This window comes from Nocardia cyriacigeorgica, from assembly GCF_010858045.1.
Lineage (GTDB): Bacteria > Actinomycetota > Actinomycetes > Mycobacteriales > Mycobacteriaceae > Nocardia > Nocardia cyriacigeorgica_E.
Genome location: NZ_JAAGVC010000024.1, coordinates 69,605 through 81,509, shown reverse-complemented (window position 1 = coordinate 81,509; position 11,905 = coordinate 69,605). Strand labels below are relative to the sequence as shown.

Genomic DNA, 11,905 nt, shown 5'->3' with positions numbered 1-11,905 from the left:
TCATGGCCCGCCTCGGCCTGCCCGCCGGCACCGCGACCTGCACCCGTCCACCCCATCCCCCTGAGATACCCCTTCTCGTGAAAGACGCCCGTCATGACGGCCTATCGCACGATCATCGTCGACACCGACGGATCCGACCGCTCCTACCATGTGGTCGACCACGCCGCCGAACTCGCCCACGCCACCCACGCCCGGCTCCTGATCATCTGCGCCCGCCACGACATCGACGAACGTGATCTCGGGGCCGACCTCGACCGGCTCGGACCCGACGCCTACCAGCTACGCGGCACCACTCCCACCGACGCCATCCTGCGGACCGCCCACCAGCACGCGATCAGCCACGGCGCCACCAACATCGAAACTCACATCCTGGACCAACCCACCCCACACGCGCTGCTGCACCTGGCCGCCGCCACCGGCGCCGACCTCATCGTCACCGCCGACCCCCACCGGCCACCGCTGCTGGCAAGGCTGCTGACCACCCCACCGATCGAGCTCGCCCGCAAAGCCCACTGCGACATCCTCTTCACCACCACCCCGTAGCCACACATCCCCGCAGAAAGCGCCCATGACCGAGGACACACCCAGCACCGGCACACACGAACCCGGATCCGAAACCTTCGGGAGCGAGAACTGGATCCCTGCCTTTCCAGTGGTCGCACCCGACTCCGCCGACCTCCCGCCCCACCACGACCACTGCCTCGGCTGCGGACCGGCCAACCCACACGGCCACCACCTGCGCCCCCGCCGCGACGCACACGGTGTCCACGCCCACCACCGCTTCGACGCCCGCCACGTCGGCGCCCCCGCGATCGCCCACGGCGGCGCGGTCGCCACCGTCCTCGACGACCTGTTCGGATTCCTGCTCTACAGCGTGGGAGAACTCGCCGTCACCCGCCACCTCGCTATCGACTACCTCGCCCCCGTCCTGCTCGACACCCCCTACACCCTGCGCGCCCACATCCACGCCCGCGACGGCCGCAAACTCCACCTCCAAGCCACCATCGAAAACGACCACGCCCACGTGGTCACCACCGCCACCGCCCTGTTCCTCATCGTCGACATCGACCACTTCCTGAACCCACAACACACCACCCCCGCACACCGATAACGCCCAGCTCTGTTCGGGAAGCAGTTCGGCCAGCAGAACATCGAGATCGACCGGTTCGTCGCGCAAAACATGCGAAAGCGAGACCCTCACCGACCCTGCCCGTGCGTGACGCGTTGCGCGGTCCAGGCAGCCGACGGCTTGGATGACCCCGTTCGGCAAGCTGCTCCTGCAGAACCTGGCGATAGTCGCCGCGTTCGGGCAATGCCCATTACGGCTGGCCGCTGCGCTGGCGCGGGGTCAGGGCCTATGGTGCAGGGAGTCGATGGCTGCCTGCAACCTGGCCGCGGCGTCGGCGGCGATCGGTGCCAGCGCGGGTTGGCCGGTGAGTTGCACCATCAGTTGGGGGTTCATCGCCTCGATGATGATGTCGGTGTCGTTGTCGGGTGAGCGGCGCACGACGACGTTGCAGGGCAGCAGCAGTCCGATCTGGCGGTCGATCTCGACCGCGCGGTGGGCTAGGGGCGGGTTGCAGGCGCCCAGGATGCGGTAGTCCTCCATGTCGTGGCCGAGTTTGGCTTTCAGGGTGGCCTGCATGTCGATCTCGGTGAGCACGCCGAAGCCCTGTTCGGCCAGCGCGCGCTTGGCGGCGTCGACGGCATCGGCGAAGCTGGCGGTCACGGTGGTGGACAGTCCCAGGTCGGTACCGGTGTCGGTCATGTGCGGACTCGCTTTCTCGGTTCGGTGACGCGTGGGGTGTGGCGGTGGTCAGTTGTGCGGGAGCGGGGCCGTGCAGGTCGCGGTGCCGGCGGGCAGGCCGAGGCGGGCCATGAGCAGGCTGGCCGGGCACCAGCCGAGCGCGCTGTAGAGCAGCAGGTTGGCCCCGACCAGGGCGGTCAGTACCAGCCACCACGGTGAGAGTGTCGCGGCCAGGGCGGCGCTGAGCAGGATCAGCGTTCCCGCCAGCAGCGGCACCACTCGGTCGATGGTCCAGGTGCGCGGTCGCGTGGGCAGCGTCATGTGTGCTTCCTCCTTGCCCGGGTCCGTGTCCAGGACCGGGGCGGGTGGGGGTCAGGCCAGGGCGAGGAACAGTTTTTCCAGTTCCTCGACGGTCATCGGGTCGGCGCCTTCGCCGGGTTGTCCGGCCAGGCATTCGCGTAGTCCGGTGGCGACGATCTTGAATCCGGCCCGGTCCAGGGCACGTGAGACCGCCGCGAGCTGGGTGACGACGTCTTTGCAGTCGCGTCCCTGCTCGATCATCGCGATCACGCCCGCGAGCTGTCCGTGTGCGCGACGCAGCCGGTTCAGTACCGGTGCGATGCTGTTCTCGTCGCCGACCATGGTGGTGTCTCCGTTCTCGTGCCGTACCCCCCAGAATACCCTACGGGGTATTTCGGGCGGGGTTTGCGCACGTCAGTGGTGAGCGAAGCTGATGGTGGGCAGCACCCGGGTCAGCCACGCCGGGCTCCACCAGGCGGCGTGCCCGGTCAGGCGCAGCATGACCGGCAACAGCACCAGCCGCACCAGGATCGCGTCGAGCAGGACCGCGACACCCAGGATGATGCCCATCTCCTTGGGCGGGAGCGGGTCGGCCAGGGCGAAGGTGAAGAACACCGCCACCATGACCGCCGCGGCGGCGAAGATGACCCGCCCCGAGTGTGCGAGCCCGTCGACGTGCGCGGCGTGGGGGTCGCCGGTGCGTTCGTAGTGTTCTTTGGCGGTGGCCAGCAGGAACACTGTGTAGTCCATGGCGATGGCGAAGATCATCGCGAAGAAGAACACCGGCCCCCACCCGTCGAGGAACCCCTGTGGGGTGAAGCCGAGCAGTTCGGCGCCGTGCCCGTCCTGGAAGATCAGTTTGGCCACGCCGAACGCGGCCGCGGTCGAGAGCAGGCTGACCAGGGTGCCCAGAGCCGCGATGAGCGGGGCCTGCAACGCGATCAGCAACAACACGAATCCGAGCACCAAGATGATGCCCACCACGATCGGCAGATAGTCGTCGAGGGTTTGTTGCAGGTCGAGGTTTTCTGCCGCCGCGCCACCGACCACCGCGTCGGCGGGCAGGTCGGCGCGCAGCTGGTCGAGGATTCCCGCCATCTGCGGTGCGGAGGGATCGACCGCGGGCATGGCCTGCATCATCACCAGATCAGCGCCGTCGGCGGCGGACTGGGGCGGGGTGAGCATGACGATGCCGTCGCTGGCGCGCGCGATGGCTGCGGTGGCCTGCGCGTCGGCGGCGGGGGTGATGATCGAGAGCATGCCCGGGGCGCCGGGACCCATCTGGCCGGCGATCAGTTCATAGCCTTGGCGCACCGGCGCGTCGGCGGGCACGACCGCGATCGAGGGCATCGCGGTCTTGAGCCCGAACACCGGTGCGGCCAGCCCGATCAGGATGGCCAGCGCCGCCGCGGCCAAGGGCCACGGATGCTTGTGCAGGATCTGGCCCCAACGCGCGAACACCGGCGAGCGATGCTGCTGGCGACGCGCATACGGCAGCGCGGCGGCGTTGACCTTGGCGCCGAGCGCGCCGAGGACGGCGGGCAACAGGGTCAGGGTCGCGGCCAGCACGAACACCACCGCCAGCATGATCCCGACCGCCATGGTCCGCACGGCGGGAGCGGGCACGATCAGCACCGCCGACAAGCTCACCAGCACCGTCAGCCCTGAAAGCAGGACGGCTTTGCCGGCGGTGTCCATTGTTTCGGCGACCGCAGCGCGGGCATCGCCGCTGCGGGCCAGCGCATCGCGGAAGCGCGCGACCAGGAACAGCGCGTAGTCGATGCCCAGGGCCAGGGCGAACATCATGGCGAAGTTCATCGCCCACACCGAAATCGGGGTGATCTGGTTCAGCAGCACCAGCCCCCCCGCGGAGGCGACCAGCCCGGCCAGGGTCAGCAGCAGCGGCAGCCCGGCCGCGACCAGCGACCCGAACGCCAGCACCATGATCGCCAGGGTGACCGGCCACGACAGCATCTCGGCCTGGATCATCGCGTCGTGGTTGGCGGCGTTGAAATCGCTCCACAACGCCGACGCCCCGGTCGGATACACCTCGATCCCGTCTTCGGACAGCGCGGTCAACGCGGCTTTGTGCTCGTCGACGGCTTTGACCATGTCATCGGTGGAGGCATTGGCGCCCGCGATCACGATGCCGGTGTGTCCATCAGGGCTGATCGTGAACCCCGGTTGCGGGGCGATCACCTGCCCAATCCGCTCGTCCCCGGCGAAGACCGCCGTGACCTGCTCGACCACCCGTGCCATCGACGGGTCGCCGATGGTGGCGGTGTCGGAATGGATCACCACCTGCACCGCGGCCGAGGAGTTACCGCCGAAATGCTGCTGGGCGAGTTCTCGGGCGCGGACCGATTCCGAGCCGTTGGCCTGCCACCCGGCCCCGGCCAGGGAGGTGAACACACTCGGCGCGGCCGCGCCCAGTGCGATCAGCACCAGCAGCCATATCCCGATCACTGCCCGGGTGCGCCCGGCCATGAACGCGCCCCACCGACCCAGCATTCCTGGCCCGGAAGTCGTGCGGGGTGGTTTCGCCGGGGCGGTATCGAGCTTCGTTTCGGTCATCCGACCCTCCTTTGATACCCCATGGGGTATATTGAATGTCGAGTCCGACCATACCCCAGGGGGTATAGTTGGGCGCAACCCCTGTCTCTGCGTCGAAGGAGTGCAGCGTTATGGGCATCGTCGAATTCATGCGAAGTACCGCCGGGCGCCTGGCCCGCATCGCCGCCGGAATCGTGGTAATCGCGGCGGGTTTGCTCCTCGTGGGCGGGACCGCCGGGATCGTGGTGGCGATCATCGGGCTGGTCCCGATCGCGGCGGGAGTGTTCAACTTCTGCTTGCTCGGTCCGGTGTTCGGAGTCGACCTGCAGGGCCGACCCCGCAGCAGCCACTGATCGGCCCAACTTTCGCACCGCATCAAAACCCTGCGCGGCGGCCCACGGCTCGCGCCAAGACACCAGCCGCCGTTCCTACCATTTCCCTCAGGAGGCCGTCGATGGCCGAAATCGACCTCTATCTCGATCCCGTCTGCCCGTTCGCATGGGTGACCTCGCGGTGGCTGCTCGCCGCCGCCGAATCCGGTCCGCACACTGTGCGGCTACAACAGATGAGCTTGGCGGTGCTCAATGAAGGCGGCGACGTCGACGCCGATCACAAGCCGATGATCCAGCGATCACGTCGGCTGGGCCGGGTCTTCGCCGCGGCGACCGACACCGCCGGAAGCGAGGCCTTCGCGCGATTGTATGAGACCCTGGGGACACGACTGCACGTTCGCGGCGACGAGATCGATCATGACGCGATCACCGACGCACTCACCGAGGCCGGCCTGGATCCGGCATTGGCCCAACGTACCGACGACACCACCCTCGACGCCGAACTCGCGAACACCCACCGAGCCAGTCAGGACGCGCTCGGCAGCGCCGGCGGCAGTCCGATCATCGTCATCGACGGACACGGCTTCCACGGCCCCGTCCTGACCGAATCCCCGACCGCGCAGCGCGGCCCGGACCTGCTCGCCGCCCTGGTCACCGCCGCGACCACCCCGGGATTCGCCGCCCTGCATCGCCCCTACCAAGGCCCGCCGAGAATCAACGGCGCCGCCACCGAGGAGGGTCACTGATGTGCTCACCGGCCCGATGCCCCGCCTGCGGCAAAACCACCTGGTCCGGCTGCGGCGCCCGCATTGAGGCCCTCCGCGCCAGGTCATCCCCGATAACTGGTGCCGGACAGCGAGTGGCCGAAGCCAGGGCGGCATCGGTCACCAAAATGGTGGCGTTCACGGGGCTTCTCTGCGAGGCGGAACCATCACGCCCTTTCAGGGATTCGGTGACCATTTGAGTGTTCGCGGTGATTACATAGGCAGTCTCGCCCAGTTCAACAGTGTGCGCCCTCGTTATCGCTGGTGACCGCAGGTTGAAGCTCGCTGCCCCAGCTCCATGGCCGGGGTACGAGAGTCGGTGACGGCGACGGTGGGACCCGAAAATGATTCTGACCTAGCTGTTCAATCTGTGTTGTCCGTGAGGTCGCCGTTAACATGGCGCCTAGCCCTCGACGTTCGAGATTTGGCAGAAGCGCGTACCGAAGCAGTACGGGGGCAGCAGTCCCCGGCTCCTCGACGTCGTGTCGTGTCGGTGTGTCATGGATTACATTGTGGTCTGGGGCCGGAATACCGTTGCGGAGTGGCAATGAGCAACGCATGACGATCCTGCCGTAATGTTTCGACTCGTCCGGTAGCGGCGGTTGGCGTGGAATCGTCGAACTATGGGTGCTGGAGGAGGGCAATGTAGTCCGAGAATGCCCGGGTAAGTGCATCGAGTGCCGCTTTCCCTTTGGTGTCGGTGGCTGCTGAGGGACGTCCGATGATGCCATTGCTGGTGTACGCGCCCATGCCGAGTAGATGGAGATGCTGCCGGGCCGGAGCGTCGTGGTCGGAGTCCCGGAAGGAAGGCCGGACCAGCTCGGGTGCCGCGTGGAGCAGTATCGAGGTTTCGAGTTCGCCGCCGTGCATGTCGTCGTGGGAGTCGGTGTCCATCCCGGCGGCGACCCGGGCTTGGTTCCAATCGTCGCGGCCGGGGTAGATGACCACGTTGCGGCCGGTGATGTTCGCTTCCTGGGCGATGTTATTGAGGACGTAGTTGCCTCCGTGTGCATTGACCAGCACCAGAGTGGTGATGCCGGAGCGCGCGAGGGAGGCGCGGATATCGGTGATCACCGCGGTGAGGGTGGTGTGGCTGAGGCTGAGGGTGCCGGCGAACTGTTCGTGCTCATGGGAGCAGGAGATGGTCACTGGTGGCAGGAGGAAGAGGGGATAGGCGTCGGCAAGGGCGCGGGCGATCAGGCAGGCGATGATCGTGTCCGTGGAGAGCGGGAGGTGGTCACCGTGCTGTTCGAAGCTGCCGACCGGCAAGACCGCAATCGTCGGCATGGCGCGGGCGATGTCGGTCGAGGTTGCGGTGGTGATCAGCTCCACTCGGAGGGCTCCTACTCTCGCTAGGGATGCGCACGTTGCACGGCACGGACGCAGTGCGCCAGCTCCCGGGCAATATCCGGCTGGCCCGCCGCGACCAGGACGTTTTCGGTGGCGTGTAGCTGTGCCAGTGTTCGGTGCGACCGGGTGTCGGCGACGATGGTAGCCGCGTAACTCGCCGCCTCCAGGGTCTCCTCCCACGAACCTACTCCGGCATAGGCGGTGCACAGGCGCGCAAGCCCCATCCCGAGGTCGCGGCGGCTTTCGGTGCTCCACGCGGCCAAGCGCGGCTGGAGGATCGCCAGAGCTTGCTCGGGTTGCCCGAGTCCGATCCAGCAGTGCGCAGCCTCCATCGTGACGTACTCCGGTGAGCAGTAGCCGGCGAGATCATCCGGATCAGTAGTCGCTTCCGCTGCGGCTTCAGTGGCGCGGGCCAGCGCGTCGACACATTCCCGCATGTCCTCGCGCGCCTTCGAGTGGGTCGCGCGTAGGGCTGAAACATGGGCCCGTTGGCGAAGGAGTGCGGCTTGTTGGCGTGAGGTGAGCGCAGCGGAATGGGCCAGCGCGGCGTCGATGAATTGTTTCGCCTTGCTCGGGTCGCCGGCATCGGTGGCGATGTTCGAGCTGCGCATCAGCGTGTACGCGCGGAACTGGGCATCCTCGGCATGCTGTGCGTGGTTCAGCGCGATTCGGGACCAGTGGCCAGCGGTGTCGAGGTCTCCGCAGTCCTGATAGAGCCAGCTCAGGAATTCGGCGTAGCGGCCTGCGGTGTATAGCAGCCGGTGGGGTCCGCGATTTCGGGCGGAGGTCAGCCGGTCATTGATGAAGGCGAAGTCATGGCGGACGACTTCGATCACGCCGTGTGGTCCGGCCAGTTGGTCACGGGCGGAGTACCCGCCTAGATTGGTGAGCAGGGTGTCGGCCAACTGGTCCTCCGTGGGGGCGGATACCAACGCCGCGAGTCGCGGGGGGAGCAGGCTGGGTTTCCTCGGCGAACGCGCTGGCGAGACGTTCTCGTCAGGTGGGGTGGGCAGGTCGAACCAGAGGAGCGCCGGCGGTATTCGAAGCGTGCGGGCGTGACTGATGAGTGTGTTGAGGTTGGACACCGGCACGCGACCTGTCTCGATGCGAGAGAGGTATCCCTGGGTGATCGACAGCCACCGCGCCATGTCCTGCTGGGACACCGTTCGCGCGTGGTACGGGTGGTATCGGAACGCGCGGATCACCGCACCGATATCGCGAGCATCCAGTGCCCGGCGCAGGTCGCCCGACCACCACGCATGGTCAGGCAGGTCTGGCACCTGGTCAGCGTTTCCTCGGCACCTCACGCACAGCATCGTCGACCCGGGACGGCCGCCGCACCATGGGCATCGGTCATTCGGGACGTGAGGATCAGTGATCATTCGGGCCTTCCCCTTGCCGGGACCATATTCCTCGGATGAATAAGACCTATTCATTTTCGGCGCTTCTACGCCTGTTCTCGCATCCACAGAATCGTAGCCAAGAACCAGCAGCCCAACAGGTTTCAACCCAGCGGGCCAAAAGATCGAGTAGCCAGAGCGTCGCACTGCTCCAGGCCGAGGCGCGGACGTCTCAGCCCGGAGCGCGTCCCGTCGCTGTTAGCCCGCGAGTTGAGTTGATCGAGTGAGGAATACATGTCTTCTCCTGTGTCGCTGACCGGAGTGCGAGCGCCCGTCGGTGTGGATACCAGCCGGGCGAGTATCGCCCGCGTCTATGACTACTCGTTGGGCGGCAAGGACAACTACGACGTCGATCGCGCTGCGTTCGAACAAATCCTCCGGGTAGCGCCACGGCAGCGTGATGTGTCGAAGATGAACCGTCGTTGGCTGCATCGAGTAGCCAGGTACCTGGCCGGGGTAGCCGGCATCGACCAGTTCCTGGATATCGGCGCCGGACTCCCGACAGCCTGCAACACCCACGAGATCGTTCGAGAGCAGAACCCGTGCGCGACGGTCGTGTACGTGGACAACGATCCCGTCTGCATCGCGCACGGGCAGGCAATGCTCGCGAGAAACGACTACACGCGGTTCGTGCCCGCGGATCTGACCAAGCCGGACACGGTGCTCGGGAATGACGAAGTCTCCCGTTACCTCGACCTCGAGCGCCCGTTGGGGTTGATTCTGTGCGGGATTCTGCATCACGTCGACGATGAACTCGATCCCGTCGGCATCATGCGTCGATACACCGACGCGCTGCCGCCGGGTTCCTACGTTGCCATCACCCATTTTTGGAACCCGGATGACGGCTCCGACCTCGCGGATCTGGCGGTGCGACTGCAGCGGCAGTTCGTGGAGATGGGCTTGGGTTCGGGATGGTATCGCACGCGAGAACAGCTCATGTCGTACTTCGGTGGTCTGGAGCTGATCAAGCCTGGTCTGGTGGAGCTCGAGGAGTGGTGGCCGATGGGACCGTCAGTGCGCGAGCGGTTCCCGGAAGAACGGCTGATGCTCGGCGGGGTCGCCATCAAGAAGTCGTCGTCAGTGGCGGGGAACCCCTTCATCCGGCGAAATGCTGACGCTCAGCGCCAGCGCTCGCACGAAACCTGCTGGCGTTACTGATTTCTCAATCTCCAATGCACGAAGGGCTGAGTAATGGAAAGTGGCCAACTGAAATTGTCGTGCCCGCTGCAATATCCGTTCGGACAGCGGCACGCGATGGACCTCGAACCGGAGTATCGCCACTGCGGACCGGTCACCCTGGTGCAGTTGCCCAATGGTGCCACTGGTTGGCTGGTCACCGATCACGGGCTGGTGCGCCAGGTGCTGGCCGACTCCCGCTTTTCCCGGGAACGGGCGAATCAGCCGCATGTAGCGCGCCTCTCGACCGAGGTGCTGCCTCCGGAGGCGATTCTGGCGACCGACCCGCCGCGGCATACCCGCTTGCGGACATTGATCGCGCCGATGTTCGCCCCGCGCCGGGTAGCTGCGATCGCGCCGGGGGCGAGTGAGCTGGCGCATCGGCTTGTCGATGAGTTCATCGCTGGTGGCGAGCCTGCCGACATTGTGTCCGGGTTCGCCGAGCCGTTCGCTGCCTCGGTGATCTGCGACATGTTCGCAGTCCCTGAGTGCTTCCGCCGAGAGATCTTCCTGCTGGGTGACGCGCTCAGTGCCCGTGACGCGACACCGGAGACACTGGCGGCGGCGCGCTCGCAGTGCGAAGAGCTGACCCGAGAGATGGCCGCGCAGAACCCGATCGGCCTGTTCGGGCTGCTGGGTCAATCCGAGGAAACCGACGCCGAAGTGCTGAACCTGGTCATCGCCTGCCTGATCGGTGGCCGGGGCACAGCGACGGTCTTCCTGTCCAGCGCGGTGTTCACTCTGCTTCGCGACCCGCGACGGTTCCATCAGCTGATCGAGCAGCCCACCTTGATCCCTTCTGCGGTGGAGGAGCTTCTGCGGTTCGTGCCGGCCGGAGTCGGCGGCGGATTCACCCGCGCGGCAACCACCGATGTGCAGCTCGGGCCCGTGTTGGTCCGCGCCGGGGAGGCAGTCATCCCCGTCACTCACGCTGCCAGCCGCGACCCGAAGGTCTTCGACGACCCGGACACCTTCGTGCTCGACCGCGGGACGCGGCTGCCGCATCTCGCGTTCGGGCACGGCACTCATTTCTGCGTCGGTGCGGGCCTGGCCCGGTTGGAAGCACGGATAGCCCTGGAGGCTTTGACCACCCGGTTGCCGGGGCTGCGACTCGCCGATCCCGCCGATGGCGGGACCTGGCGGGCGGGCCGGGTGGTGCGCTCCCTCGAACGATTGGACGTGGCATGGACGCGAGACTGATCATCGACCACAACCGCTGCGCGGGCACCGGAGTGTGCCTGCCGATCGCCACCGACCACCTCCAGCTCGTCGACGGCCTCGCCACGGCCACCGGCGACGGCACTATGGTGTGCATCGAGAAGGCCCGCGCCGCGGCCGCCTGCTGCCCTAACGATGCGATCACGGTGTGCGAGCGGGAACCGACAGGACTCGGGCATGATTCGCCGATCGTGACTCTGGGCCCGCCGGGGACCGATGCCGAGGCCGAAGCCTGCCGGCACGCATCGGTAGTGCGCCTGGTGGATTCTTTCGCCGACGCCATGGCGGCCGCGGCCGAGGGTGGAGTGCGGGCGCTGGTCGCGGCTGGATACCTGACTTTGGACGCGCACGACCGGACCACCGATTCTTGGGTTGATCAGCACTTCACGCATAGCGGGGTATTGCGGCTGCACCGCTGCTGGGAGAGCTTGACCAAGCCGATGTGTCTCGCGGTCCGGCGTGATCTGCCGCGCTCGGCACCGGTGGAGAGTGTGGCCGCCCATCCGGCGACCCGGATCTTCGCCAACCGGCACGCACCGGGAGCCAAGCTGGTGTCGGTGAACGCCAAGCCGCTGGCCGCCCGCGCGGCCGCTCACGGTGAGGTCGACGCCTGCATCGCCTCGGTCGATGTGGTCGCCCGATACCCGCAGCTCGAGGTTCGTGTCGAGTGGCAGCCGACGATGGTGTGGCTGCTCTACGGCAAGGACAGCGGCGATGAGTGAACCGCGTACGGTGGCGATACTCGGCGCCGGGATCATGGCCAACGCCGTCGCAGCCCGCCTGGATGCTCACGGTTTCGAGCTGCGCCGCTACAACTGCACCACTGCCGCGATCGACGGGCCCGCCATCGTGTGCGCGTCAGCGGCGCAGGCGGCCGAGGAAGCGGTGTTCCCTGTCAAGTCTGGCTGTGTTGCCGAACGGACTGACGAGAGGTCGTTGCCGAGACTGAGCTGCCCGAATTCTCCGCCTGTGTTGTCGGTGCCCGACCGTATGGTGGTCGCGTGACCGATATAGCCCCACTCGCCGCTTCGACTCGGGCGGTGTTCGGTGCGCCGGGCGTGCATG

At 66.8% G+C, this 11,905-nt stretch carries 14 protein-coding genes; 8 read left to right on the top strand and 6 right to left on the bottom strand.

What is annotated here, in order from left to right; translation table 11 throughout:
* The first annotated feature begins 93 nt into the window (after nucleotides 1–93).
* A complete protein-coding gene (locus GV790_RS19665) occupies nucleotides 94–543 on the top strand; it encodes a universal stress protein (protein ID WP_014349825.1) in 450 nt (149 codons plus the stop codon).
* Between the two features lie 25 nt (nucleotides 544–568).
* On the top strand, nucleotides 569–1,111 hold the full coding sequence (locus GV790_RS19660) for a PaaI family thioesterase (protein ID WP_014349826.1): 543 nt from the start codon (nucleotides 569–571) through the stop codon (nucleotides 1,109–1,111).
* Between the two features lie 237 nt (nucleotides 1,112–1,348).
* Here GV790_RS19660 and GV790_RS19655 read toward each other — a convergent pair whose 3' ends face one another.
* The 4 genes from GV790_RS19655 to GV790_RS19640 all read right to left on the bottom strand — a co-directional run bounded on the left by GV790_RS19655 (nucleotide 1,349) and on the right by GV790_RS19640 (nucleotide 4,621).
* Entirely contained in the window at nucleotides 1,349–1,768 is a 420-nt protein-coding gene (locus GV790_RS19655; RefSeq protein ID WP_014349827.1) for a DUF302 domain-containing protein, read from the bottom strand.
* Between the two features lie 48 nt (nucleotides 1,769–1,816).
* Nucleotides 1,817–2,068, bottom strand: a complete 252-nt coding sequence (locus GV790_RS19650) for a YgaP family membrane protein (RefSeq protein WP_014349828.1) — start codon at nucleotides 2,066–2,068, stop codon at nucleotides 1,817–1,819.
* 51 nt (nucleotides 2,069–2,119) lie between these two features.
* Entirely contained in the window at nucleotides 2,120–2,389 is a 270-nt protein-coding gene (locus tag GV790_RS19645) for a metal-sensitive transcriptional regulator (protein WP_014349829.1), read from the bottom strand.
* A 72-nt stretch (nucleotides 2,390–2,461) separates the two neighbouring features.
* A complete protein-coding gene (locus GV790_RS19640) occupies nucleotides 2,462–4,621 on the bottom strand; it encodes an MMPL family transporter (protein ID WP_163814780.1) in 2,160 nt (719 codons plus the stop codon).
* A gap of 110 nt (nucleotides 4,622–4,731) precedes the next feature.
* On the opposite strand from GV790_RS19640, the gene GV790_RS19635 reads away from it, so the two are divergent.
* A complete protein-coding gene (locus GV790_RS19635) occupies nucleotides 4,732–4,953 on the top strand; it encodes a YgaP family membrane protein (RefSeq protein WP_014349831.1) in 222 nt (73 codons plus the stop codon).
* Nucleotides 4,954–5,054: 101 nt separating this feature from the next.
* Nucleotides 5,055–5,678, top strand: a complete 624-nt coding sequence (locus tag GV790_RS19630) for a mycothiol-dependent nitroreductase Rv2466c family protein (protein ID WP_014349832.1) — start codon at nucleotides 5,055–5,057, stop codon at nucleotides 5,676–5,678.
* Between the two features lie 639 nt (nucleotides 5,679–6,317).
* Here GV790_RS19630 and GV790_RS19625 read toward each other — a convergent pair.
* Nucleotides 6,318–7,028 (bottom strand): creatininase family protein, encoded by a 711-nt coding sequence (locus GV790_RS19625; RefSeq protein ID WP_014349833.1) that lies wholly within the window; start codon nucleotides 7,026–7,028, stop codon nucleotides 6,318–6,320.
* Between the two features lie 20 nt (nucleotides 7,029–7,048).
* Nucleotides 7,049–8,326 (bottom strand): helix-turn-helix domain-containing protein, encoded by a 1,278-nt coding sequence (locus GV790_RS19620; RefSeq protein WP_231856041.1) that lies wholly within the window; start codon nucleotides 8,324–8,326, stop codon nucleotides 7,049–7,051.
* A 366-nt stretch (nucleotides 8,327–8,692) separates the two neighbouring features.
* Here GV790_RS19620 and GV790_RS19615 point away from each other — a divergent pair, with 366 nt between their 5' ends.
* Genes GV790_RS19615 through GV790_RS19600 form a run of 4 tightly spaced genes read left to right on the top strand, consistent with a single transcriptional unit; the run spans nucleotide 8,693 to nucleotide 11,845 of the window.
* On the top strand, nucleotides 8,693–9,604 hold the full coding sequence (locus tag GV790_RS19615) for an SAM-dependent methyltransferase (protein ID WP_014349835.1): 912 nt from the start codon (nucleotides 8,693–8,695) through the stop codon (nucleotides 9,602–9,604).
* A gap of 33 nt (nucleotides 9,605–9,637) precedes the next feature.
* Nucleotides 9,638–10,822 (top strand): cytochrome P450, encoded by a 1,185-nt coding sequence (locus GV790_RS19610; RefSeq protein ID WP_048833160.1) that lies wholly within the window; start codon nucleotides 9,638–9,640, stop codon nucleotides 10,820–10,822.
* A complete protein-coding gene (locus GV790_RS19605) occupies nucleotides 10,807–11,562 on the top strand; it encodes a ferredoxin (RefSeq protein ID WP_014349837.1) in 756 nt (251 codons plus the stop codon). Before GV790_RS19610 ends, GV790_RS19605 begins: the two co-directional genes overlap by 16 nt.
* Nucleotides 11,555–11,845, top strand: coding sequence for a hypothetical protein (locus GV790_RS19600; RefSeq protein ID WP_048833161.1), 291 nt, complete (start codon nucleotides 11,555–11,557; stop codon nucleotides 11,843–11,845). The genes GV790_RS19605 and GV790_RS19600 overlap by 8 nt, the downstream gene beginning before the upstream one ends.
* Nucleotides 11,846–11,905: the final 60 nt, after the last annotated feature.

Excerpts from the sequence above, each read along its gene's own strand:
- GV790_RS19635 (WP_014349831.1), top strand. The coding sequence starts at position 4,732 with ATGGGCATCGTCGAATTCATGCGAAGTACCGCCGGGCGCCTGGCCCGC.
- GV790_RS19650 (WP_014349828.1), bottom strand. The coding sequence starts at position 2,068 with ATGACGCTGCCCACGCGACCGCGCACCTGGACCATCGACCGAGTGGTG.
- GV790_RS19660 (WP_014349826.1), top strand. The coding sequence starts at position 569 with ATGACCGAGGACACACCCAGCACCGGCACACACGAACCCGGATCCGAA.
- GV790_RS19605 (WP_014349837.1), top strand. The coding sequence starts at position 10,807 with ATGGACGCGAGACTGATCATCGACCACAACCGCTGCGCGGGCACCGGA.
- GV790_RS19645 (WP_014349829.1), bottom strand. The coding sequence starts at position 2,389 with ATGGTCGGCGACGAGAACAGCATCGCACCGGTACTGAACCGGCTGCGT.
- GV790_RS19600 (WP_048833161.1), top strand. The coding sequence starts at position 11,555 with ATGAGTGAACCGCGTACGGTGGCGATACTCGGCGCCGGGATCATGGCC.
- GV790_RS19630 (WP_014349832.1), top strand. The coding sequence starts at position 5,055 with ATGGCCGAAATCGACCTCTATCTCGATCCCGTCTGCCCGTTCGCATGG.
- GV790_RS19665 (WP_014349825.1), top strand. The coding sequence starts at position 94 with ATGACGGCCTATCGCACGATCATCGTCGACACCGACGGATCCGACCGC.
- GV790_RS19640 (WP_163814780.1), bottom strand. The coding sequence starts at position 4,621 with ATGACCGAAACGAAGCTCGATACCGCCCCGGCGAAACCACCCCGCACG.
- GV790_RS19655 (WP_014349827.1), bottom strand. The coding sequence starts at position 1,768 with ATGACCGACACCGGTACCGACCTGGGACTGTCCACCACCGTGACCGCC.
- GV790_RS19610 (WP_048833160.1), top strand. The coding sequence starts at position 9,638 with ATGGAAAGTGGCCAACTGAAATTGTCGTGCCCGCTGCAATATCCGTTC.